Genomic DNA, 21,637 nt, shown 5'->3' with positions numbered 1-21,637 from the left:
TGTCGTGAAGCCGCGCTCGCGTCAGCTGCCCGACGAATCCGAGCCCTGGTCCTGCGGCATGTCGGTGGGCATGTCGGTCGGCGCTCCGCCGTCCGGTGCCTGCGGCATGTCGGTCGGGCGGGTGCCGTCCTGCGGGGGCTCGCCGCCACCCTGGCCGCCGCCGGGGCCGCCCTGGCCGCCGCCCATTCCGCCGCCGGGGCCGCCCATCTCCGACGAGGTCTGCTCGCCGGCGGTCGCCGTGGCCACGGTCGTGGAGCCTGCCGTGCCCGCCTCGGCGAGCGGGCCGGCGACCGTCGTGCCGGCGGTGCCGCCCGAGGTGAGCGTGTACTCGGTGCCGTTGCTGAGCTTCGACGACGAATAGACGACGTTCGACGCCTGCTTCTCTAGTGTGATGGATGCCAGGGCCGTGCCGTCGGCGTCGACCACCGTCAGCACGGTGCCGGCCTGGGCGGCCGAGTCGAGTGTGAACTCGACGCTGGCCTGGTCGGAGTCGTCGGCCGACGGCGCGACCGCCATGCCGCTGGAGCCGACCGCCATCAGGACACCGCCCGAGATCGTCATCCCCTTGTCGGCGTCGAGGGCGCCGTTGCCGTCGTTCGTGGGGCCCGAGACGACGACGGTGCCGCCGCTCTGGACGATCGCGCCCGAGTTCACGTCGAGCCCGTCGCCCTCGGCGTCGACGATCACCGTGCCGCCCGAGATCGCCAGCGTCTGCGTACCGGTGCCCTCGTCGGGCTCCGACACGTTGATGCCGTCGTCGCTCGTGGTGATGTCGACGGTGCCGTCGGTGATGTCGATTCCGGCGGCCTCGAGGCCCTCGTAGGCCTTCTTCACGGTGACGGTGCCGGCCGAGACGGCGAGTGCCAGGTCGGCGTGCGTGCCGTCGTCGCCGGTCGACAGGGTGACGTCGGCGCCGTTGTAGTGCGCGTACTTGTCGGTGTTCACCGCGTCGTCGGCGCTGTCGATCGTGATCGTGCCGCCCTCGAACACCGCGATGACGCCGGCCGAGACGCCCTTGGCGCCCGACTCCGGGTCTTCGTCCGACCCACCGCCCGCGACGATCGAGAGCGTGCCGCCTGTCGTGACGACGTCGGTCGCGGCATCCACCCCCTCGTCGCCCGAGGTGATCGAGATCTTTCCGCCCGCGATGTCGACGTAGCCGCGGTCGGCGTCCTCGTCGTTGTCGGACTTGAGTGCGTCGCCGCCCGCGTCGATGGTGATCGTGCCGTCGCGGAAGATGAGGTAGTCCTTGCCGCGGATGCCGTCGTCGACCGCGGTCACGTCGATCGTGCCCGACTGGATGACCAGACCATCGGTCGACGCGATCGCGTCGTTGCCCTTGCCGTCCACGGTCAGCGAGCCGGTGCCGGTGATGGTGAGGTCGGCCTTGCTGTACAGCGCCGCGTTCGCGTCGGCGTCGTCGGCATAGCTCGTGGCGTCGCTGAGCGCGTTCTCCGTGCCGTCGGCGAGGATGACGACCGCCTCGTCGGCTGCCTGGATGTCGATGGCGGGGCCGTCGGCGTTCGCGATCGTCACGCCGTCGAGCACCAGCTTCACCTGGCCGTCGGCGGTGCTGTTGACGACGACCTGGCCGGTCGAGTCGCCCGTGAGCACATAGGTGCCCGCCGCGGTGACGGTGACGATGCCGTCCTTCACGGTCACGCCGTCGGAACTGGATGCCGTGGCCGACGTGCCGTCGAGGGTGATCGTCACCGCATCGTCGGCCGACCAGTCGGCGTCGTCATCGGAGTCGTGGGCGTCCTGGTTGGCGGCGAGCACCTGCTCGGCGGTCTGCGCGGCCGCGGAGGTGCTCGTGCCGGCGGCGGCCGTGCTGGTCTCATCGCCCGAGGCGGCGCCGCTGCATCCGGCCAGCACGAGGGAGAGGGCCAGGGCCGGGGCTGCGAGCAGCCAGAGCTTGGCGGACTTCGGTCGGGAGGTCATGCGGGTGTCCTTTCGTCGGCGGAGCGTTCGGCGTCCGCGAAGTGGCGCTGCAGTGTCCGGCACCACTTGTTGCTGGGGAGTTCGGGATACAGCGCGGCCATGCCGGTGCCGTACTTGGAGATCGAGGTGGGTCGGTGGCCCGCGCGCCACAGCGCTCGGTCCATGGCCCCCGCGCGTCTGCCGGACTTGGTCTCGACGATCACGCGGTCGGGGGTGCGCAGGACGCCGCGGCCCGGTGCGCTCCACTCCAGGTCGATGTCGATCGTGGTGCGCGAGTCCTCGGCGGGCACGGCGCCCGGCAGCATGAGCGTGATGCGGCGGTAGTGGGAGTCCATGCTCGGACGCAGGCGGCGCGCGACGTTCTCGGCCGCGGGGATCTCGCCGGCGTCGAGAAGAGCGGCGGCCTGTTCGCGGCGGGCTTCGTCGAGCGCGACATCGGCGACCGGCACACGCTGCTTGACGGTGGCCCGCCGGCCGCTCTTGGTCTTCACCTCGAGGAACGAGTCGCCCGAGTCGACGTAGGTGCGGGCGCGCACCTTGAAGCGGCGCCGGCGCCCGCGCGCCGTGGTCAGGTAGCTGTCGAGCTCGGGGGTGTCGAAGTAGCGCGAGGCGTAGGCGAGCGTCGAGACGCCGTCGATCTGCAGGAGGCGGGTGGATGCCGGCAGCCGGCCGACGATCACCGGCAGCTCCGCGAGCGGGAGCACGTACTTGCGGTCGATGCGGGTCTGCAGGGCCGCGTGGGCGTTGAGCTCGACGAGATCGATCGGCGCGAAGGCCGCGAGGTCGGCGACCGGGGTGAGCGTGCTCATCGTCCGGCTCCGATCTGCGTCAGCGTACGGGAGTCGGCGGCCGCGGCATCCCGCCTCGCGTTCTTGTCGACCGCATACCGCACGTCCACGACGGTCGTGTCGGAGACGAGGTTGACCTCGCGCACGTGCAGGACGTGGATGCGGCCGCCCAGCGTCTCTCCGACGACGGCGCGCAGCGCGTCCTCGTCGGTGTACGCCCGATCCAGGGTGAGGCGCTGCTCGCGGTAGCGGCGGAAGAGCGCGGGGCTGTCGATGAGGGCCAGCGCGATGACGATGAGCGCCATCAGCACGATGCCCAGCCAGGTCACGCCACCGGAGAGGCCGGCGATGAGGCCGAGGGCCAGTGCGGCGAAGAAGTAGGCGATCTCGCTCTGCTCGATCTCGCTCGAGCGCAGGCGGATGATCGACAGGACGCCGAACAGGCCGAGTCCGAGGCCGGCGCCGACGGTGGTCGAGCCGAGGACGATGGAGACGGCGAGGACTCCGACGTTGATGCCTACGAACGCGACAGCCAGGTCGCGACGCCGGTGCCGGGGGAAGTACACCGCGAATGCGAGAATCGCGATCGCGACGAGATCGAGGCCGACGGCGGCGAGCTGTTCCATGAATCCTCCTGAAGTGTTCGGATTCCATTAAGCCGCGCGTCACTTTGCGAATCCTATGAGGTGACTTTGACGGGACGGCGAATCTCCCGGAGCCGTATTCCGGCTAATCTTGCAGGGGATCAACCGCCGTTCACAGGAGTGCCCGTGGCAGACACGAAGCGAGGCGACGCGGCTCGTCGCTTGGCGTCGTGGCGGCGCCCCAAGGGCATGAAGCTCTCCGACATGGTCGCCGACGGGCTGTACGTCGCCTCGGCCGCGACCCGGCTCGAGCTGAAGAACAGGATCCTCGTGGACGTCATCGCCCGCGGCGAGGACTTCGATGTGCGGCGGCTCATGCCCGAGGCGCGCGAGACGCTGCTCACGCTCGCCGCCGAGGCCGAGCAGGACGCCCTGCGCATCGAGAGCGCGCGGCTGCGGGCCAAGCGGCGGCACAGCGACTCGTACGGCACGCACGACTATCGCAGCCGCGACGTGCGCAACCTGCGCAAGCGGCAGCGGCAGTCCGAACAGGTGGCCGCCGAGCTGCGCACCCGGGCCGAGGACGACGACGAGCTGCGCACGCTCATCGAAGACGCGCGCGAGGCCGCGTGGGCCGAGGTCGAGCGCAACATCGACTCGACGCTGCGCATCGAGGCGGCTCGTCCCGACCTCGAGCCCGACTACGGCAAGCTGCGCGACGCGCGCATGCAGTCGCTGCGGCTCATCGACCTGCCCCGCCTGGCCGCGCACCGGCGGCGCAACGCCGAGGGCGCCGCCGGCACGCTGAACGACGAGCAGGCGACGGATGCCCCGGCCGACAAGATCGGCGGCGTCGACCTGTCGGAACTGGAGTAGGCCCCGATTCGCGCGATGACCGATCGTCGGATAACATGGTCTCTTGTGCGCAGCAGCGCACGGGCGCCTGTAGCTCAATGGATAGAGCATCTGACTACGGATCAGAAGGTTGGGAGTTCGAGTCTCTTCAGGCGCACACTGTGTTGAGACAGTAGCGAAAACCCCGGTTCACAGAACCGGGGTTTTCGCGTTGTCAGGGTCTCTGCGCGGGGGGTTACTCCGGCGCCCCGGTGACGTCGAGCGGACGCAGGGCGGGCGGCACGGTGATCGCCTCGGTGATGGTCTCGATCTTCTCGACTTTCTCGGGCTCGAGGTCTCCGGTCAGGCGGGCGACGGCCTCGTCGAACTGCGTCTGCAGGGCGGCGATCGCCGAGTCGGCGTCGCCGGCGCGCAGCGCCGTCAGCAGCGTGCGGTACGTCGGCGAGACGTCGCGCCGCACGATGTACTCGTCGCTCGTCGAGAAGCTGGCGATGCGCGTCTCGAGGGCCAGCGTCGCCATGTAGCGCGACAGGCGTCGGTTGCCGGATGCCTCGACCAGACGCCGATGGAACGCGAGGTCCGCATCGCCGATGGCCCGCGCATCCTGCCCCGTGCTCACCTTCTCGAGCTCGGCCAGGGCCGCCTCCACGTCGTCGAGCGCCGTCTTGTCGCGCACGATGATGCGCACGGACTCGAACTCGACCGCGCTGCGGGCGTCGTAGAGGTCCTGCAGGTGCTCGACGCCGATCACGCTCACGCGCAGGCCGCGACCGGGCGTGGCGGTCAGCAGCCCCTCCTGCACCAGGCGCTGCGCGGCCTCGCGCAGCGGGCTGCGGCTCACCCCGAGCTGGGTCGCGATCTCGACCTCGCCGATCTGACTGCCCACGGGCAGGGCGCCCGAGAAGATCGCCGTGCGCAGCTCGATCGCGATGAGGTCGACGGTCGAGGGCCGCGCGACGCGGAAGACGGATGCTGCGCCGAGCGGCTGCTTCGCAGGAGGTGCCATGGGATTCCTTCCAGATGTCCGGCGCGGGTCGCTCTGCGCCCGCAGACATGCCGTCACGTCAACCGTAGTGACCGTCCGCGCCGGAGGGGTACGTCACAACGCCACGATAACAATCTTCTGTATACACGCAGACAATCAGACCGCCAGATTGCATAAATGTCGACAGACGGTCATAAGGTGGGGGACGCCCATCAACTGATTTCGGGTCGGGTCGCCAGGCTCGCCGACGCGCCGGCTGGGTGGTTCGCCCCGCACACGACCGAAAGAGGAAAGATGATGACGAAGCGACGTTCCAGCACCCCGATCCGCCTCGGGGCCGCGGCCGTCGGTGTCTTCGCGCTCGTCGCGCTCACCGCCTGCAGCGGCGGTTCGAGCGGCGGTGACGGCGACAGCAGCGGCAAGAGCACGCTCGAGCAGCTGAAGGAGAAGGGGTCGATCACCGTCGCGGTCGCCGACGAGCGGCCCTACTCCTGGAAGGAGAACGGCGAGGCCAAGGGCGCCACGATCGCGATCGACAAGAAGATCTTCCAGGCCATGGGGATCGACGAGGTCAAGGTCGTCGAGGTCGACTGGAACTCGCTGATCCCGGGCCTGAACGCCGGTCGCTTCGACGCGGTCAGCGCGGGCATGTCGATCCTGCCCGACCGTTGCGCGCAGGCGGCGTTCGCCGACCCCGAGATCATGTACACGACCGGCCTCATGGTCGCCAAGGGCAATCCGCTCGGTCTTCAGACGCTCGACGATGTGAAGAAGGCGCAGGATGCCGGGAAGGACGTCAAGCTGGCGGTCCTGAACGGCGGCATCGAGGCCGGCTACGCGAAGAGCCTCGGGCTGAAGGTGTCGCAGTCCGTCAAGGACGCCCAGAGCGGCATGGACGTCGTCGCCAACGGCCGTGCGGACGTGTTCGCGATGACCGCGATCTCGCTGAACTACATGGCCAAGAACAGCGGCAACGGCAATGTCGAGACGACGCCGGCCTTCGTGCAGTCGATCGACGGCACCCCGCAGATCGGCGCCGGCACCGAGGTGTTCCGCAAGTCCGACACCGACCTCGTGAAGGCCTACAACGAGCAGCTCGACAAGATCACGAGCGACGAGAGCACCTACCTCGGCCTCGTGGGCGAGTACGGCTTCACGAAGGAGAACATGCCGCCCGCCGACCTGACCACCGAGCAGCTGTGCAAGGGCGACGAGGGCTGAGTCCTTGTCCTCCGACCTGCTGAACGCGCTCGGCGGCGCCCTGCCGCTGCTCGGCCCGGCGGTCCTCGTGACCGTCGGGCTGACGGTGGCGGGCGCGCTGCTGGCCGTGGTCATCGCGATCGGGCTCGGGCTCATGGCGCGGCTCGAGAACATCGTGCTGCGCGGCATCGCGCGCGTGATCATCGAGTTCTTCCGCGGCACCTCGCTGGTCGTGCAGCTGTTCTGGCTGTTCTTCGTGCTGCCGATGTTCGGGGTCGAATGGCCGCCGATCCTCGTCGGCATCCTGGCGCTCGGCCTGAACTTCGGCGCGTACGGCGCCGAGGTGGTGCGCGGGTCGATCAACTCCGTGCCGCGCGGGCAGTGGGAGGCCACGACGGCCCTCAGCATGTCGACGACGCAGCGGATGTTCCGCGTGATCTTCCCTCAGGCGTGGGCGCTGATGATCCCCTCGCTGACCAACCTGCTCATCCAGCTCCTGAAGGCCACCGCGATCGTGAGCTTCATCACGCTCGCCGACCTCACGCACTGGATCGACAAGCTGCGCATCGGCACCGGCGACACCTTCTTCGCCTACGGCATCGGTCTTGTCCTGTACTTCGTGATCGCGTACGTGCTCACGCTGCTGATGAACGCGCTCGAAGTGCATGCCAAGCACAAGATCGGCCGCGGCCAGTCGCTGCGTGAGGTACTGAGCTTCCGCACCCGTCCGCCCGTCGACCCGGTGGCCACGCCCGCCGCCGACCTCGAAGGGGAGCGTGTGAAATGACCGACCAGCCGATCTGGGACTGGAGCATGGCCTGGCAGGTGCTGCCCGACCTGCTGCTGGCCTTCGTGAAGGTGACCCTCGTGGTCACCGTGCTCGGCACGATCATCGCCGCCGTGCTCGGGCTCATCATCGCGATCGTGAAGCGCTCGGCACCCCAGCCGATCTCGGGCATCGTCGCGTTCGTCGTGAACTTCATCCGGATGACGCCCATCGTCGTGCAGCTGATGTTCGCGTACTTCGCGTTCACCTCGATCGACCCGATGACGATCGGCGTGATCATCTTCGGCATCCACTATTCGACCTACATGTCGGAGGTCTACCGCGCCGGCATCGAAGCGGTGCCCACGGGGCAGTGGGAGGCCAGCACCGCCCTGTCGATGTCGCGGACCCGCACCTGGGTGGCCGTCGTCATCCCGCAGGCGCTGCGCGCCACGATCCCGGCGCTCGGCAACTACGCGATCTCGATGTTCAAGGACACCCCGTTCCTCGTCGCGATCGGCGTCGTCGAGCTGGTGCAGGCCGGGCTCGAGTTCGGCGGCAACCACTTCCGGTACATCGAGGCGATCACCCTGTGCGGTGTCATCTTCCTCGTCGCGAGCTACCCCACCTCGCTGCTGGTGGGGCGATTGGAGAAGCGCCTTGCTTTCACGAACTGACTCCGCGCCCGCCCCGGCCGCTGCCGGCGGCGCGGCGACGGCACCCGTCATCCGCTTCGACCGCGTGCAGAAGCGGTTCGGTGACAACATCGTGCTCAACGACCTGAACTTCGAGGTCGCCAAGGGCGAGCGCGTGACGCTCATCGGGCCGAGCGGATCGGGCAAGACCACGATCCTGCGGCTGGTGATGACGCTCGAAGAGGCCACCGACGGCTACATCTTCATCGACGGCGAGCCGCTCACGCACGAGCTGCGCGGCGGCAAGCGGGTCGAGCTGAAGGAGAAGCACAAGAACGAGGTGCGCAAGCGCATCGGCATGGTGTTCCAGCAGTTCAACCTGTTCCCGAACATGACGGTGATGGAGAACATCATCGAGGCGCCGGTCCATGTCCTGAAGACGCCGAAGGATGCCGCGAAGCAGCGCGCCCTCGAGCTGCTCGACCAGGTGGGGCTCGCCGACAAGGCCGACGCCCACCCGATGCAGCTGTCAGGCGGTCAGCAGCAGCGCGTCGCGATCGCGCGGGCGCTCGCCATGGACCCCGAGATCCTGCTCCTCGACGAGGTGACCAGCGCCCTCGACCCCGAGATCGTGGGCGAGGTGCTCTCGATCCTGCGCGACATCGCGGCGACCACCGACATCACGATGCTGATCGTCACGCACGAGATGCAGTTCGCGCGTGACGTCTCGAACCGGGTGCTCATGTTCGACGGCGGAAAGATCGTCGAAGAGGCCCCGCCCGAGATCATGTTCACCGAGCCCACGCAGCAGCGCACGCAGGAGTTCCTCTCCGCGGTGCTGCGCGGCTGAGGGGTTCCTGCCGCGGTGCTGCGGACCTATCCCGCGGACAGCCGCCTCGTCTCTGTGCGGAGCACCTCGATCATGCGCTCGAGGTAGTCGACGATCGCCGCCTGCTCGGCGGGGGCGTATCCGCTGATCACGCCGCCGAGTGCGCCGCCGAGGCGGCCGAACTCTGCGTCGAGCGGTGAATCGTGCTGCGCGACGGCGCGGATCACCGCGCGCCGTCGGTCCGCGGCATCCGTCTCCCGCACGATGTGGCCGCCGGCTGAAAGACGTGCGATGACGCTTGTGACGCCGGCGGCCGTCAGACCGGTTTCACGGGCGAGTTCCGTGGCGCTCAACGGTCCCTCGCTCTCGATGAGCTGGAGGGTCTTGAGGTCTCCGGCGGAGAGCCCGGCGCGCTCTGCGAGGGCCTGGTGGAACAGGACGACGGCGCCGCTGAGGCGTCGGCCGAGCTCGCCGCCGGATGTCGGGGTTGACACGCATCCTCCAATTGCTTAGATTGAGCGTACTAATTATTTCACTCCAGCTTAGTAAATCAGGAGAGATGCCATGACAGAGGTCGACACGCGCGAACGCGCGGTGGCGGTGCTCATCGAGCGGTTGCGTGACGCGTGGGCGGCGGGGGATGCCGCGGCCTACGCCGCGCTGCACACCGATGACGCACGCTACATCGCCTTCGACGGCAGCGTGATGCGCGGCCGCGCCGAGATCGAGGCGGGGCATGCGCCGCTGTTCGGCGGCATCATGCGCGGCTCGCGGCTCGTCGCCGTCGAGCAGGAGACGCGCTTCATCGACGAGCGGACCGCGCTCGTGGTCCAGCGCGCGGGCATCATCATGCGGTGGCAGCGTGCGCGCACGACTCCCTCCCGCAAGCGGCTCTCGACGAACGCGACGCTCGTGCAGCGTCGTGGTGACGAATGGGCCGTCGTCGCCTTTCAGAACACCCGCTATCGGCCGTTCGCCGAGACGATGATGGGCAGGGTGGTCACGCATCGCGCGAGGCGGTGACGGTCGGCCGCCGCACGAGCATCTCGGTGAAGAACGCGTGGATCACCGCCTGCAATGCGGCTCGCGCCGCGTTGTCGATGGATGCCGCGTGCCCGCCCTCGTCCTGCTCGAGATAGTGCACCTCGGCGTCGGTCTCATCGAGCAGTCGGGCGGCCATCTTGCGCGCCTGCACCGGGCCCACGCGGTCGTCGCTCGTCGCGGCGTAGAAGAGGCTCGGCGGGTACGCGCGGTCGGGATCGATCAGGTGGTACGGCGAGAACGTGCGGATGAACTCCCAGTCGGCCGGGTCATCGGGGTCGCCGTACTCGGCGATCCAGCTGGCGCCCGCCGACAGCCGGGTGTAGCGGCGCATGTCGAGCAGCGGTACGCCGCAGGCGACGGCGCCGAAGTCGTCGGGGAACTGCGTCAGCATGTTGCCGACCAGCAGTCCGCCGTTGCTCCCGCCGTGGCATCCCACCCTCTCCGGCGTCGTGATGCCGCGGGCGACGAGATCGCGGGCGACCGCGACGAAGTCCTCGTAGGCGCGGTGGCGGTTCTCGCGCAGTGCGGCCAGGTGCCAGGCGGGGCCGAACTCGCCGCCGCCGCGGATGTTCGCGACGACGAACACGTTGCCGGCTTCGAGCCAGGCCGGCCCCTGGATCGTCGCGTACTCGGGCGGGCGTGAAACCTCGAAGCCGCCGTATCCGCTCAGCAGTACCGCCGCCGGGCCTTCGAGCGCGCGCGGCGCCACCTGGAAGTACGGGATGCGCGTGCCGTCGGCCGATGTGGCCCAGTGCTGGGTGGTGACGAGGCCCGTCGCGTCGAACACCGCGGGCGCCTGATCGATGGTGCGGGGTGCCGGGGCTGCGGCGTCCGTCACGATCAGCGTCTGCGGGGTGAGGAAGCCACGGGCGAGCAGGAACAGCTCGTCATCCTCGTCGGCGTCGGCGGTGACCACGTCGACGGTGAGGAGATCATCGGTGTCGAGCCCGGTCTGCAGCTCGGTGACGGCCCAGCCATCGGCCGGGTCGAGAGAGACGATGCGGCTGCGCACGTTCTCGAGGATCGTGAGCACGAGACGTGTGCGGGTCCACGACCAGTCCTCGAGCACCGCGGTGCCGGTGGGCGTGAAGACGGGAACGAGCGCCGCGCCGTCGCCGGTCGTCACGGTCTCGAGCGGGCCGACCAGCAGCGTGCCGCCCGGGTGGTGGGTGTCGCCGATCATCCAGTCGGTGGTGGTGCGCACCGCGATGAGGTCGCCGTGCACGTTCGTGTAGGCGTCGTCGGGGACGGCCAGCCGGGTCGGCGCGTCGCCCGGGGCCCACAGGTACTTCTCGCTGTGGAAGAAGTCGTGCGCGATCGACGACAGCGCGGTGGTGTGGCCGTCGGTGTGGTCGACGCCCACGAACACCGACACGTCGGCGGGCTCGGCTTCGATGATGGGGGATGCTGCGGCCAGCTGCGTGCCGCGCGGCCAGACCCGTGCCGATCGGGGGTAGCCCGAGTCGGTGGTCGCGCCGCCGTCGAGCGCGGTCCCGACGAGCAGGGTGTCGGCGTCGATCCAGGCGCAGCGCGACTTGTCGGCGGCCAGCACGAACGGATCGCCGGCGACGAAGCTCCTGGCGGCGAGGTCGAACTCGCGCACGACGTGAGCGTCACCGCCGTCGGGGCTCAGATACACCAGTGCGCGCGCGGTGCCGCGCGGGGCGTGCACGGCGCCGGCGAACGCCCAGGGCGTGCCCTCCTCGCGGCCGAGGGCGTCGATGTCGAGCAGGATCTCCCAGTCGGGGGAGCCCGCGAGGAACGAGTCGCGCGAGGCCCGGCGCCACAGGCCGCGGGGGTTCGCGGCATCCCGCCACAGGTCGTACATCCACGCGCCGTGACGGCTCGGCACGACGATGCGGTCGGGATCGTCGAGGATCGCCTTCAGTCGCGTCGCCAGGTCGGGATCGGAGAAGGCGGCCTCCGTCTCGGCGGTGCGCGCGCGGGCCCAGGCGAGGGCCTTCGGATCGCGGATGTCTTCGAGCCAGAGGAACGGGTCGTCGTCGAGAGGATCTGCCACTCCGCAAGCCTAAGCGCGGGTCTACCCTGAGCCGTATGAAGCTGGTGCAGGTGGCGCAGCACGCCGACGACCTCGAGCGGGCGGCCTCCTTCTACTCGACGTTGCTGCGGACGCAGCCGGCGGCGGTGTTCGATCCGCCCGGGCTGCTGTTCTTCGACCTCGACGGGGTGCGGCTGCTGCTCGACCGCAACGCGCCGTCGTCGCTGATCTACCTGCATGTGGACAACGTGCACGAGACGCTCGAGCGCATCGATGGGCTCGCCGAGGTCGTGTCGCGACCCAGCGTCATCTTCACGCACGAGAACGATCTGCTCGGCCCCGCCGGGCACGATGAGTGGCAGGCGTTCATCCGCGACTCCGAGGGCAACACGGTCGGGCTGGTGGCGTTCCAGCGGCGGTGACGCGCAGGTGCGACCCGACAGATCCTCGGCGGCGGTCGTCGAGGGGGAGGGGATGCTGCGGCACGGCCGACCCGCCGCGCCAGATCTGTCGCCGTTGGGCGTTCTGAGCAGAGACGTCGCGCAACAGCGACAGATCTGCGCAGCGGTACCCAGCGAGACGCGCAGGTCTGCACGCGTTCCCCGCCCCACGGGCCCCTCGCACCACGTAGCCTGGAGGGGTGAGCGCATACGTCTCGGCGTTCGAGCTGTTCTCCATCGGTGTAGGACCCTCGAGCTCCCATACGGTCGGCCCCATGCGGGCGGCCCGCGACTTCGCCGCGCGCATGGCGCCGGTCCTCGATCGCACCGCCCGCGTCACCTGCACGCTGTTCGGCTCGCTCGGCGCCACCGGCCTCGGCCACGGCACGCCCGACGCCGTCGTCGCGGGGCTGCGCGGCGACGAGCCCGAGACGGTCGATCCCGACGCCGTGCGTCGTGCGTGGACCGACTGGCGCGACGGCGATCGACTGCGCGTGAACGGCACGCACGAGGTCGTCTTCGCCAAGGATGACATCGCCTTCGCACCGCGCACGCGCCTGCCCGCGCACCCGAACGCCATGACCCTCACCGCGCTCGATGCCACAGGCGAACAGCTCGCCGAGGAGACCTACTACTCCATCGGCGGCGGGTTCATCAGGCGGGAGGGGGATGCCGCGGCCGCGGCATCCCGCACCTTCCCGTTCTCGTTCGACACGGCCACGGACCTCCTCGCGCTCTGCGACGAGCACGATCTCACCATCGCCGAGGTCGCGCGGATCAACGAGCAGGCGCTGCGCAGCGAGGAGGAGGTCGCAGCCGGGCTCGACGCCATCTGGGACGCGATGGCGGGCTGCGTCACAGCGGGCCTGGCCGCCGACGGGGTGCTGCCGGGCATCCTCAAGGTGAAGCGGCGCGCGAGCGCGATCCGCGCGCAGCTCGAGGCCGTGCAGGCCGACGGTGCGCGCGAGCTGCCGGGCGAGTGGCTGGGTGCGTTCGCGCTCGCCGTCAACGAGGAGAACGCCTCGGGCGGCCGCGTGGTGACCGCGCCCACGAACGGTGCCGCGGGCATCGTGCCCGCGGTCGGCATGTACTGGTGGCGCTTCCTCGCCGACTCGGGCCTCGGAGCGGAAGGCGCCGTGACCCCCGACAGCGAGCCGGCCGGCAGCGCGCTGCTCGGCGAAGAGCACGATGTCGCCGAGGCCAATCGGCGACGCGGCATCCGTCGCTATCTGCTCACGGCGACCGCGCTCGGGTCGCTGTTCAAGGCCAACGCCTCGATCTCGGGCGCCGAGGGCGGCTGTCAGGCCGAGGTGGGCTCGGCGTGTGCGATGGCCGCGGCGGGCCTGACCGCGGTGATGGGCGGCACGAACCGTCAGATCGAGAACGCGGCCGAGATCGCCATGGAGCACCACCTCGGACTCACCTGCGACCCCGTGGCGGGGCTCGTTCAGATTCCGTGCATCGAACGCAATGCCATCGCGGCATCCACCGCCGTCACGGCCACGCGGCTCGCGCTCCGCGGCGACGGCACGCACTACGTGCCGCTCGACACGGTCGTGGAGACCATGCGCCAGACCGGCATCGACATGTCGACGAAGTACAAGGAGACCAGCGAGGGCGGCCTCGCCGTCAACGTCGTCGAGTGCTGACGCAGAACCGGACAGCGTAGGATTGCCCGAACCCGAATACCGGTCAGTTTCTGCGAGGATGCCGATGGCCACCGAACCCGCGACGCCCGAGCGCGTCGCCCCCGCCGCTTCCGTGCGCCCGCGCGCACCCCGCGCACCGTTCCCCGCGCGGTCCTGGTTCGTCGTCATCGTGCTGGGACTCGTCGGCCAGCTCGCCTGGACCGTCGAGAACATGTACCTCAACGTGTTCGTCTACGACACGATCTCGACCGATCCGACGGTGATCGCTGTGCTCGTGGCATCCAGTGCCATCGCCGCCACCCTCGCGACGATGCTCATCGGCGCCGCATCCGACCGGGTGCGCCGACGCAAGCCGTTCATCGCGGTCGGATACATCCTCTGGGGCGCGACGACGGCGCTGTTCGGCTTCGTGCAGCCGGAGGGCGGGGTGGATGCCGCGCAGGCCGTCGGCTTCGCGGTGGTGGCCATCGTCGCCCTGGACTGCATCATGTCGTTCTTCGGCTCGGGTGCCAACGACGCCGCGTTCAACGCGTGGGTGACCGAGTCGACGGTGCCCGCCAACCGCGGCCGGGTCGACGGGGTGCTCGCGATCATGCCGCTCATGGGCATGCTCATCGTGTTCGGCGCGCTCGACGGTCTCACGCAGGACGGGCAGTGGAAGCTCTTCTTCGGCATCGTCGGCGCCGCCACCGCCGTGGTCGGGGTGATCGCGTTCTTCCTCGTGCGCGAGCCGGCCGAGACCCGCACGCCCCCCGACGGCTACTTCGGCGCCGTGATCAACGGCCTGAAACTGCGCACGGTGCGCGAGAACCCGCGGCTGTACATCCTGCTGGCCGCCTGGGCGGTGATCGGCACGAGCACGCAGGTGTTCATCCCGTACCTGATCATCTACATCCAGAGGTACCTGCGCATCGACGGCTATGCGATCGTGCTGGCGAGTGTCCTGATCCTCGCCGCGGTCATCAGCGTGCTGGGCGGGCGGCTCATTGACCGCATCGGCAAGACCGCCGCGATCCTGCCCGCCGTCGCGTTCATGATCGTGGGCCTGGTGGGCATGTTCTTCGTGCGCGGGATGCTGCCGGTCATCGTCTTCGGAACGATCATGATGGGCGGCTTCATGCTGTCGACGGCATCACTGTCGGCGAGCGTGCGCGATGTGACCCCGGCCGACCGCGTCGGCATGGTGCAGGGCCTGCGCATGATCGCGATGGTGCTCATCCCCATGGTCGCCGGTCCCTTCATCGGCTCGGCGGTGATCATCGGCGCCGACGAGACCTATGTCGACCTCGGCGTGGTCAAGCAGGTGCCGACGCCCTGGATCTTCATCGCCGCCGCGGTCGTCGCCGTGCTCGTCGTGATCCCGATGCTCGCGCTGCGCAAGACTCCCGCCCCCGACCCGGAGGACCTCGCCGTATGACCGCTCTCACCCGCTGGGGCGAACAGCTCGACCCCGCCGCTCCGCTGTCCGAGTACCCCCGCCCGCAGCTCGTGCGCGAGAGGTGGCAGAACCTCAACGGCGTGTGGGACGTCGCGTTCACGCCGTTCGGCGGCGCGGACGGCGGCCGCGATGGCGACGGCGCCGGCGCCGGCGACGACGCCGACGACCCGCTGGCCGTGGCCGATCCGACGGTCCCGCCGCGAGAGTGGGACGGCGAGATCGTCGTGCCGTTCTCGCCCGAGACGGCGCTGTCGGGGGTCGGCCGTACGCTGCAGAGCCATGAGACGCTCTGGTACCGCCGCACGTTCACCGCCGATCACGGGGAGGGCGAGCGCGTCATCCTGCATCTGGATGCCGTCGACCAGTCGTGCCGCATCGCGGTCGACGGGGTCGAGGTCGCCTCTCACACCGGCGGCTATCTGCCGGTCATCGTCGACGTGACGGCGGCACTGTCCGATCGCGCGGAGCACGAGCTCGTCGTCGCCGTGCGGGACGTGACGGATGCCGCGTGGCTGGCCCGCGGCAAGCAGTCGAGCTCGCGCGGGGGCATCTGGTACACGCCGCAGTCGGGCATCTGGCAGACGGTATGGCTCGAGGTCGTGCCGGGCGTCGCCGTGGATGCGCTCGTGCTCACACCGCACCTGGAGACCGGAGAGATCGAGATCCGCGTCGGCAGCGAGACTGCGGGCACCAGGGGAGAACCGCTGTCCGCGACCGTCACCGTGCTCGCCGAGGGGGAGGCCGTGGCATCCGCGACCGTCCCCGTCGGGCAGCCGACGCGGGTGGTGCTGCCGCAGCCGGTGCGCGCGTGGTCGCCGGAGGTCCCCTTCCTCTACGACGTCGAGATCGCCCTCGGCGACGACCGCGTGCGCTCGTATGTCGGCATGCGCTCGTTGGGGGTGGGGCGGGATGCCGCGGGCACCCCGCGCCTGCTGCTGAACGGCGAGCCCTACCTGCCGGTGGGGCTGCTCGATCAGGGATACTGGCCCGACGGCGGGTACACCGCGCCGGCGGACGAGGCGCTGGAGTACGACATCCGGCTCGCGAAGCGCCTGGGCTACACGATGCTGCGCAAGCACATCAAGGTCGAGCCGCTGCGCTGGTATCACCACTGCGACCGGCTCGGCATGCTCGTCTGGCAGGACGCCGTCAACGGCGGCACCGCGTACAAGCCGCAGATCATCACGGCGCCGGCGTTCGGCGCGCCGCCGATCCGCGATGACCGGTACCGGGCGTTCGCACGGGCCGACGCGGTCGGCCGGGAGCGGTTCGAGGTCGAACTCGTCGAGATGATCGAGCATCTGCGGTCGGTGCCGTCGATCGCGCTGTGGGTGCCGTTCAACGAGGCATGGGGACAGTTCGATGCCGCGCGCATCGCGGCGCGCGTGCGCGATCTGGACCCGACGCGACCCGTCGACCACGCGAGCGGCTGGCACGACCAGGGCGCCGGCGATCTGCGGAGCCTGCACATCTACTTCCGGCCGGTGCGGCCGCGTCGTCGACGCGACGACCGCGTGCTGGCGGTGACCGAGTACGGCGGATACAGCCTCGTCGTGCCCGGGCACACGTTCGGCACGAAGACCTTCGGCTACCGGCGCTATCGCTCGCGGGAGAAGTGGCAGGCGGCGTTCGAGCGGCTGCACGAGCGTGAGATCGCGCCGGCGATCCGCCGCGGCCTGGCGGCGCTCGTGTACACGCAGCTGTCCGATGTCGAGGACGAGGTCAACGGCCTGGTCACCTACGATCGGCGCTTCGTGAAGGCCGACGAGCAGCGCACGCGGCGCATGAACGACGCGCTGCGTGCGGCGGCGGCCGAGTCGGGCGGCCATCCTGCCGGCCTCAGCCGCGACGACATCACCGGGGAGAGCGCATGACCGCCCGCGAGCTGACCGCGCCCGTCTCGCTCACCGGTCCCGACGGGCGGCTCAACCCCGACGCGGTCGGGTGGGCGCGGCATCCCCTCGTCGAGACCGCCGGCATCGGCCGCGGTCCGCACCGGAGCTGGGGCCGCAACAAGCGCTGGGAGTACTGGAGCGTCATCACGCCCACGCACTTCCTCGCGATGACGATCTCGGCCATCGACTACGCCGCCGTGCATGAGGCGTGGGTGTTCGAACGGAGCACCGGGCGCGAGTGGCACCACGGCGCGACGGTGCTGCCGCAGCGGGGCGTCGAGATGCCGGAGCGGTTGGATGCCGCACCCGCCCGTGCCCGGGCGAAAGGCCTCGAGCTCGACGTCGAGCCGGCAGGCGCCCTGCGCCACGGCGCGGCGCAGCGGGTGCGGCTGCGGGCGCGCTTTCCGCGGGCGTCGTTCGACATCACCGTCACACGTCCGGAGGGCCACGAATGCCTGGCGGTCGTCGTGCCGTGGAGCGCGACCCGGTTCCAGTACACGGTGAAGGATGTCGCGCTGCCGGCTGCCGGCACCGTCACCGTCGACGGGGTCACCCATGAACTGCCCGAGGGATGGGCGGTGCTCGACCACGGGCGCGGGCGCTGGCCGTACGACGTGCGCTGGAACTGGGGAGCCGGCTCGGGCGTCTCGCACGGACGCACGATCGGCGTGCAGGTCGGCGGGAAGTGGACCGACGGCACCGGGCAGACCGAGAACGGCCTGGTCATCGACGGCCGGTTGCACAAGATCCACGCGGAGCTGGTCTGGGAGTACGACCTCGCCGTGCCGGTGCGGCCCTGGAAGATCCACGGCGGCGGGCTCGCGGCATCCTTCACCCCCTTCCACGACAAGCGGTCGCGCACGAACCTGCTCGTGCTCTCGTCGCGCACCGACCAGTGCTTCGGCACGTGGGCGGGCACGTTCACGACCGAAGACGGCGAGACGATCGCGTTCGACGGCATCGAGGGCTGGGCAGAAGACGTGCACAACCGCTGGTGACCGTGCGGCGCGACGCTATGCCGCCGGCGGCAGCGCGTCGTAATCGGGCAGCGCGAATCCCTTGTCGCCGAGGAACGCGCCGGTGCGTCCGGCGAGCCACGGGATCGCCATGAGCCGCATGACGAGATTGCGCGTGGTCAGCGCGAGCTGCGAGCGCGGCGCGAAGAAGCTGCGGAACCGCAGCGCACTGTGCTGCTTGGCGGCGATGAACGTGTGCAGCGCGCTCTCGTAGCGCGTGAGCGCCCCGGGGACGTCGCCGGGGGTGCGCGCGAGCTCTCCGGCGAGCACATACCCCTCGACCATGCCGAGCCCCGTGCCCTCGCCGGCCAGCAGCGAGACGCAGGCCGCGGCGTCCCCCACCAGTCCCACGCTGCCTCGGCTCCAGCGCTCCATGCGGATCTGGCTGACCCGGTCGGCGTAGAGGTCGGATGCCGCGTCCATGCCGTCCAGGAGCGCGGGGACCTCCCACTCCATGTCGGCGAAGGCCCTGCGCACGGCCGCACGCGGGTCGTCGCCGATCGGGCCGAGTCGATCCGATTCGCACACGAACAGCGCGAGCGTGTCGTCGTGGCGCATCGTGAAGCGGGCGGCCTGGCGACCGACGACGGTGTGGGTCGCGTACACGAGCTCCTCACGGGGTCGATACCCCGGGATGTGGAACGCGATGACCGTGCAGCCGAGGTCGTGCTCGAAGCGCCGTTCGGGCCCGAACACCGCCTCGCGGATGCGTGAGTGCAGGCCGTCGGCGCCGATCACGGCGTCGAAGCGCTCGGTCGTGCCGTCGGAGAGCGTGGCGGTGACGCCGTCGGCATCGGGGGAGACATCGGTGATCGAGGTCCCGAACCGCACGGGGGCGTCGCCGCACGCGTCGAGCAGCGCATCCGACAGCTCGCTGCGCGCGATGCTGACGAACCGGTCGCCGACGGCCCTGCGCATGGGCTCGACCTGCGCGGTCGCGATGCGGTGCCCGTGCTCGTCGACGGCGACGAGCTGCTCGACGAAGTACCCGCGCTCGCGCAGCCGGTCCGTGAGGCCCATCCGCTCGGCGAGGTCGTAGCCGAGGCCCCAGAAATCGATGACGTAGCCGCCGGTGCGCCGAGAGGGGGCGCGTTCGAAGAGGACGGGCTCGTGTCCGCGGCGCGCCAGCCAGAAGGCCGCCGTGGGGCCCGCCACGCCCGCGCCGTTGATCGCCACGCGCATCGTCGCACCTCCGCGTCTGAGACCGACGCTACACCGCGCGGTGGCGGCGGCGGGCGGCGCTGTGCGCCGGCGGGAGATCAGTCCTTCGGGCGTCCGCGCAGCTTGTCGGTGAGGCGCTGGAGCTCGGCGAGCTCGTCGTCGTCGAGAGCGGTCATCTGCGCGGCGATCGCACGTGCGTGGGCGGTGGCGATGGCGCGGAAGCGCGAGGCGCCCTCGTCGGTCGCGCGCACGAGCGAACCGCGTCCATCGTCCGGGTCGGGACACTTGGCGATGAGGCCGCGCGCGACCATCCTCTCGACGAGGCGGGAGACGCTGGGCTGGCTGATGAGCATGTTGGCGGTGACGTCGCGCAGCCGTGCGGTCATCTCGGGTGAGCGCGAGACCGTGAGCAGCACGTCGTACTCGGCCTGACTCAGCGTCGCGTCGTCGAAGTCTCCGCTGATCTGCGCGAAGATCTCGTGCTGCGCGCGGAACAGGCTCTCCCAGGCGGCGACGGCCAGGTGACGGTCGGTCATCGCTCCAGCGTATCCGGACCCATAGGCTGACAGAGATGCCTCGATATGTCCGTGCTCTCCTCGTCGCGGCCGCGGTGGCCGCGGCATCCCTCCTCTCCATCGCACCGGCTGCGGCCGCGGTCGTCCCCGCGGGATCCGCCGCGGTCGTCGGACCCGTCGCCGGCGATGTCGACGACTTCTCCTTCTCGAGCCTCGACGTCGATTACACGCTCGGTCGCGACGACGACGGCACGAGCACGCTGAGGGTGGTCGAGACGTTCGTCGCCGAGTTTCCGCAGACCGATCAGAACCACGGCATGAAGCGGTCGATCCCCGACACGTACAACGGGCAACCGCTGAACCTGCATCTCGTGTCGGTGACGGACGAGAACGGCGATCCGCGCCCGGCCGACACGGATGACGACGACGGCTGGTTCACGATCACGTCGCGCAGCGACGACTATCTGCACGGGGCGCAGACCTTCGTGTTCACGTACACCGCACGTCATGTGACCTGGCACTTCTCCGACTCCGGTGCCGACGAGTTCTACTGGGACGTCAACGGCACCGGCTGGGCGCAGCCGTTCGGGACGGTGGATGCCACGCTGCACGTGCCCGCGGAGCTCGCCGGCGCCCTCACCGGGCGGCAGTCGTGCTATCAGGGCGCGTACGGCGCGGACGACGCGTGCGAGATCACCTCGACGCCCGGCGAAGACGGGGCGGTGACGATGCACGCGACGGCGCAGAACCTCGACGCCGGCGAGAACGTGTCGATCGCGGTCGGCTTCACCGAGGGCACGTTCACGCCCTTCGATCCGTCCCCACTGGCGTCGCCGTGGGGCTGGATCCAGGGAGTCGGGGTGCTCGCGACGCTGGCGTCGGTCGTGTCTGCGATCATCGTGCGGGTGCGCAAGCTGCGTGACGAGCCGGGACGCCCCGTGGTCGTGGCCGAGTACACGCCACCGAAGGATGTGGATGCGCTGCTTGCGGCCGTGATGCGCGGTGCGACGTCGAAGGCCGTGCCGGCAGAGGTGCTCGAGCAGGCGATCCGGGGCAGCATCCGCATGATCGAGGGCGAGCGCCGCGTGTTCGGCACGCACAAGATGCAGGCCGAGCTCGTTGATGCATCGCGTGCGGGCGACAAGGACGGCAGGATGCTGCTGACGGGGATGTTCGGTTCCCGCCGCGCACCCGGTGCTGTCTTCACGTTCGGGAAGACCAACAATCGCTTCGCGAAGGCCGGGCAGCAGATGCTCAGGTGGGGCGCGGCCGAGGTCAAGCGGCGGAAATGGAAGCGCCAGGACAAGAAGAACGTACGCTTCCTGCCCGTGCTGCTGGCCGTCGCGGGCCTTGCGGTCACGATCGTCGCGGGAATCATCGCGATGGCGGCGCACGTGTCGGCGGCGGCCGGCGGTGTGATGATCGCGGTCGGCGTCGCGGCTTTCTTCGCGTCGATGGTCCTCATTGCACGCTCGCCTCTCACCGCGGCCGGTGCCGAAGTGCGCGACCATCTCGAGGGACTGAAGATGTTCATCGAATGGGCCGAAGCGGATCGGATCAGGATGCTGCAGTCGCCCTCCGGTGCCGAGAAGACCCCTGTCGATGTGAATGATCGTCGGCAGGTGCTGAAGCTCTACGAGGCGCTGCTGCCGTATGCGGTCGTGTTCGGGCAGGAGAAGGAGTGGGCGCAGCAGCTCGCGACGATGTATCCGGCCGACAGCGGGCCCGGGTGGTATGCCGGGAACATCGCGACGTTCAACGCGGCGACGTTCGCCGCCGGCATCAGTTCCTTGACGGCGACGGCGGCGTCGTCTTCTTCGAGCTCGGGCGGCTCCAGCGGCGGCGGCTTCTCCGGCGGCGGTGGCGGCGGTGGCGGTGGCGGCGGGGTCTGAGCTCT

Annotated in this window: 20 protein-coding genes and 1 tRNA gene; 13 read left to right on the top strand and 8 right to left on the bottom strand. The window is 70.0% G+C overall.

Translation table 11 applies throughout. The features are described 5' to 3' along the window. Positions 1–21: 21 nt before the first annotated feature. From ABMQ42_RS16550 to ABMQ42_RS16540, 3 genes are read right to left on the bottom strand one after another with little or no spacing between them, the layout of a single operon-like run. The gene (locus tag ABMQ42_RS16550) at positions 22–1,941 is read right to left on the bottom strand and encodes a carbohydrate-binding domain-containing protein (protein WP_349724102.1); all 1,920 of its coding nucleotides are present in this window, start codon (positions 1,939–1,941) and stop codon (positions 22–24) included. Next, entirely contained in the window at positions 1,938–2,750 is an 813-nt protein-coding gene (locus ABMQ42_RS16545; protein ID WP_349724101.1) for a polyphosphate polymerase domain-containing protein, read from the bottom strand. Before ABMQ42_RS16545 ends, ABMQ42_RS16550 begins: the two co-directional genes overlap by 4 nt. Then, positions 2,747–3,355 carry a DUF4956 domain-containing protein gene (locus ABMQ42_RS16540; RefSeq protein WP_349724100.1) on the bottom strand — a complete coding sequence of 203 codons (609 nt, stop codon included), beginning with the start codon at positions 3,353–3,355 and terminating at the stop codon, positions 2,747–2,749. The genes ABMQ42_RS16545 and ABMQ42_RS16540 overlap by 4 nt, the downstream gene beginning before the upstream one ends. 144 nt (positions 3,356–3,499) lie before the next feature. Here ABMQ42_RS16540 and ABMQ42_RS16535 point away from each other — a divergent pair, with 144 nt between their 5' ends. Together ABMQ42_RS16535 and ABMQ42_RS16530 are read left to right on the top strand one after the other, a co-directional pair. Next, on the top strand, positions 3,500–4,189 hold the full coding sequence (locus ABMQ42_RS16535; RefSeq protein ID WP_349724099.1) for an asparagine synthase: 690 nt from the start codon (positions 3,500–3,502) through the stop codon (positions 4,187–4,189). 63 nt (positions 4,190–4,252) lie between these two features. Further along, a tRNA-Arg gene (locus tag ABMQ42_RS16530) sits at positions 4,253–4,325 on the top strand. Between the two features lie 78 nt (positions 4,326–4,403). On the opposite strand, the gene ABMQ42_RS16525 is transcribed toward ABMQ42_RS16530, so the two are convergent. Then, entirely contained in the window at positions 4,404–5,174 is a 771-nt protein-coding gene (locus tag ABMQ42_RS16525; RefSeq protein WP_349724098.1) for a GntR family transcriptional regulator, read from the bottom strand. A gap of 273 nt (positions 5,175–5,447) precedes the next feature. Between ABMQ42_RS16525 and ehuB the strand changes: the two genes are divergently transcribed. The 4 genes from ehuB to ehuA are packed head-to-tail and all read left to right on the top strand — an operon-like array spanning position 5,448 to position 8,604. Continuing rightward, the gene (gene ehuB / locus ABMQ42_RS16520) at positions 5,448–6,374 is read left to right on the top strand and encodes an ectoine/hydroxyectoine ABC transporter substrate-binding protein EhuB (protein ID WP_349724097.1); all 927 of its coding nucleotides are present in this window, start codon (positions 5,448–5,450) and stop codon (positions 6,372–6,374) included. A 4-nt stretch (positions 6,375–6,378) separates the two neighbouring features. Next, on the top strand, positions 6,379–7,140 hold the full coding sequence (ehuC, locus tag ABMQ42_RS16515; protein WP_349724096.1) for an ectoine/hydroxyectoine ABC transporter permease subunit EhuC: 762 nt from the start codon (positions 6,379–6,381) through the stop codon (positions 7,138–7,140). Further along, entirely contained in the window at positions 7,137–7,796 is a 660-nt protein-coding gene (gene ehuD, locus ABMQ42_RS16510) for an ectoine/hydroxyectoine ABC transporter permease subunit EhuD (RefSeq protein WP_349724095.1), read from the top strand. The genes ehuC and ehuD overlap by 4 nt, the downstream gene beginning before the upstream one ends. Beyond that, on the top strand, positions 7,780–8,604 hold the full coding sequence (ehuA, locus tag ABMQ42_RS16505; RefSeq protein ID WP_349724094.1) for an ectoine/hydroxyectoine ABC transporter ATP-binding protein EhuA: 825 nt from the start codon (positions 7,780–7,782) through the stop codon (positions 8,602–8,604). Before ehuD ends, ehuA begins: the two co-directional genes overlap by 17 nt. A 26-nt stretch (positions 8,605–8,630) precedes the next feature. Here the strand turns inward: ehuA and ABMQ42_RS16500 are convergent, their stop codons facing one another. Further along, a complete protein-coding gene (locus tag ABMQ42_RS16500) occupies positions 8,631–9,077 on the bottom strand; it encodes a MarR family winged helix-turn-helix transcriptional regulator (protein ID WP_349724093.1) in 447 nt (148 codons plus the stop codon). A 70-nt stretch (positions 9,078–9,147) separates the two neighbouring features. Between ABMQ42_RS16500 and ABMQ42_RS16495 the strand changes: the two genes are divergently transcribed. Further along, a complete protein-coding gene (locus tag ABMQ42_RS16495; RefSeq protein ID WP_349724092.1) occupies positions 9,148–9,606 on the top strand; it encodes an SgcJ/EcaC family oxidoreductase in 459 nt (152 codons plus the stop codon). Here ABMQ42_RS16495 and ABMQ42_RS16490 read toward each other — a convergent pair. Continuing rightward, on the bottom strand, positions 9,584–11,647 hold the full coding sequence (locus ABMQ42_RS16490; protein ID WP_349724091.1) for a prolyl oligopeptidase family serine peptidase: 2,064 nt from the start codon (positions 11,645–11,647) through the stop codon (positions 9,584–9,586). The genes ABMQ42_RS16495 and ABMQ42_RS16490 overlap by 23 nt on opposite strands. A gap of 35 nt (positions 11,648–11,682) precedes the next feature. Here ABMQ42_RS16490 and ABMQ42_RS16485 point away from each other — a divergent pair, with 35 nt between their 5' ends. The 5 genes from ABMQ42_RS16485 (at position 11,683) to ABMQ42_RS16465 (ending at position 18,046) form a co-directional block, all read left to right on the top strand. Beyond that, complete coding sequence (locus tag ABMQ42_RS16485) at positions 11,683–12,048, top strand: VOC family protein (RefSeq protein WP_349724090.1); 366 nt, start codon at positions 11,683–11,685, stop codon at positions 12,046–12,048. Between the two features lie 218 nt (positions 12,049–12,266). Continuing rightward, on the top strand, positions 12,267–13,715 hold the full coding sequence (locus ABMQ42_RS16480) for an L-serine ammonia-lyase, iron-sulfur-dependent, subunit alpha (protein ID WP_349724089.1): 1,449 nt from the start codon (positions 12,267–12,269) through the stop codon (positions 13,713–13,715). A gap of 64 nt (positions 13,716–13,779) precedes the next feature. Further along, positions 13,780–15,132, top strand: coding sequence for an MFS transporter (locus ABMQ42_RS16475; RefSeq protein WP_349724088.1), 1,353 nt, complete (start codon positions 13,780–13,782; stop codon positions 15,130–15,132). Next, positions 15,129–17,027 carry a glycoside hydrolase family 2 protein gene (locus ABMQ42_RS16470; protein ID WP_349724087.1) on the top strand — a complete coding sequence of 633 codons (1,899 nt, stop codon included), beginning with the start codon at positions 15,129–15,131 and terminating at the stop codon, positions 17,025–17,027. The genes ABMQ42_RS16475 and ABMQ42_RS16470 overlap by 4 nt, the downstream gene beginning before the upstream one ends. Beyond that, complete coding sequence (locus ABMQ42_RS16465; RefSeq protein WP_349724086.1) at positions 17,024–18,046, top strand: DUF2804 domain-containing protein; 1,023 nt, start codon at positions 17,024–17,026, stop codon at positions 18,044–18,046. Before ABMQ42_RS16470 ends, ABMQ42_RS16465 begins: the two co-directional genes overlap by 4 nt. 15 nt (positions 18,047–18,061) lie before the next feature. Here the strand turns inward: ABMQ42_RS16465 and ABMQ42_RS16460 are convergent, their stop codons facing one another. Further along, positions 18,062–19,246: an FAD-binding domain gene (locus ABMQ42_RS16460; protein WP_349724085.1), complete on the bottom strand. Its 1,185-nt coding sequence runs from the start codon at positions 19,244–19,246 to the stop codon at positions 18,062–18,064. Positions 19,247–19,323: 77 nt separating this feature from the next. Next, complete coding sequence (locus tag ABMQ42_RS16455) at positions 19,324–19,761, bottom strand: MarR family winged helix-turn-helix transcriptional regulator (RefSeq protein ID WP_349724084.1); 438 nt, start codon at positions 19,759–19,761, stop codon at positions 19,324–19,326. A 35-nt stretch (positions 19,762–19,796) separates the two neighbouring features. Between ABMQ42_RS16455 and ABMQ42_RS16450 the strand changes: the two genes are divergently transcribed. After that, positions 19,797–21,632 (top strand): DUF2207 domain-containing protein, encoded by a 1,836-nt coding sequence (locus ABMQ42_RS16450; protein ID WP_349724083.1) that lies wholly within the window; start codon positions 19,797–19,799, stop codon positions 21,630–21,632. Positions 21,633–21,637: the final 5 nt, after the last annotated feature.

The sequence above is a fragment of the Microbacterium sp. KR10-403 genome (genome assembly GCF_040196215.1).
Taxonomy (GTDB): Bacteria; Actinomycetota; Actinomycetes; order Actinomycetales; family Microbacteriaceae; genus Microbacterium.
Note: the sequence above shows the minus strand (reverse complement) of the source record. Positions and strands in the feature narration are given on the sequence as shown.

Bases quoted from the DNA above. Each gene is read 5' to 3' on its own strand.
- ABMQ42_RS16525 (WP_349724098.1), bottom strand. From the start codon at position 5,174: ATGGCACCTCCTGCGAAGCAGCCGCTCGGCGCAGCATCCGTCTTCCGC.
- ABMQ42_RS16550 (WP_349724102.1), bottom strand. From the start codon at position 1,941: ATGACCTCCCGACCGAAGTCCGCCAAGCTCTGGCTGCTCGCAGCCCCG.
- ABMQ42_RS16485 (WP_349724090.1), top strand. From the start codon at position 11,683: ATGAAGCTGGTGCAGGTGGCGCAGCACGCCGACGACCTCGAGCGGGCG.
- ABMQ42_RS16465 (WP_349724086.1), top strand. From the start codon at position 17,024: ATGACCGCCCGCGAGCTGACCGCGCCCGTCTCGCTCACCGGTCCCGAC.
- ABMQ42_RS16540 (WP_349724100.1), bottom strand. From the start codon at position 3,355: ATGGAACAGCTCGCCGCCGTCGGCCTCGATCTCGTCGCGATCGCGATT.
- ABMQ42_RS16460 (WP_349724085.1), bottom strand. From the start codon at position 19,246: ATGCGCGTGGCGATCAACGGCGCGGGCGTGGCGGGCCCCACGGCGGCC.
- ABMQ42_RS16545 (WP_349724101.1), bottom strand. From the start codon at position 2,750: ATGAGCACGCTCACCCCGGTCGCCGACCTCGCGGCCTTCGCGCCGATC.
- ehuD (WP_349724095.1), top strand. From the start codon at position 7,137: ATGACCGACCAGCCGATCTGGGACTGGAGCATGGCCTGGCAGGTGCTG.
- ABMQ42_RS16450 (WP_349724083.1), top strand. From the start codon at position 19,797: ATGCCTCGATATGTCCGTGCTCTCCTCGTCGCGGCCGCGGTGGCCGCG.
- ABMQ42_RS16470 (WP_349724087.1), top strand. From the start codon at position 15,129: ATGACCGCTCTCACCCGCTGGGGCGAACAGCTCGACCCCGCCGCTCCG.
- ABMQ42_RS16495 (WP_349724092.1), top strand. From the start codon at position 9,148: ATGACAGAGGTCGACACGCGCGAACGCGCGGTGGCGGTGCTCATCGAG.
- ABMQ42_RS16455 (WP_349724084.1), bottom strand. From the start codon at position 19,761: ATGACCGACCGTCACCTGGCCGTCGCCGCCTGGGAGAGCCTGTTCCGC.
- ABMQ42_RS16475 (WP_349724088.1), top strand. From the start codon at position 13,780: ATGGCCACCGAACCCGCGACGCCCGAGCGCGTCGCCCCCGCCGCTTCC.
- ehuB (WP_349724097.1), top strand. From the start codon at position 5,448: ATGATGACGAAGCGACGTTCCAGCACCCCGATCCGCCTCGGGGCCGCG.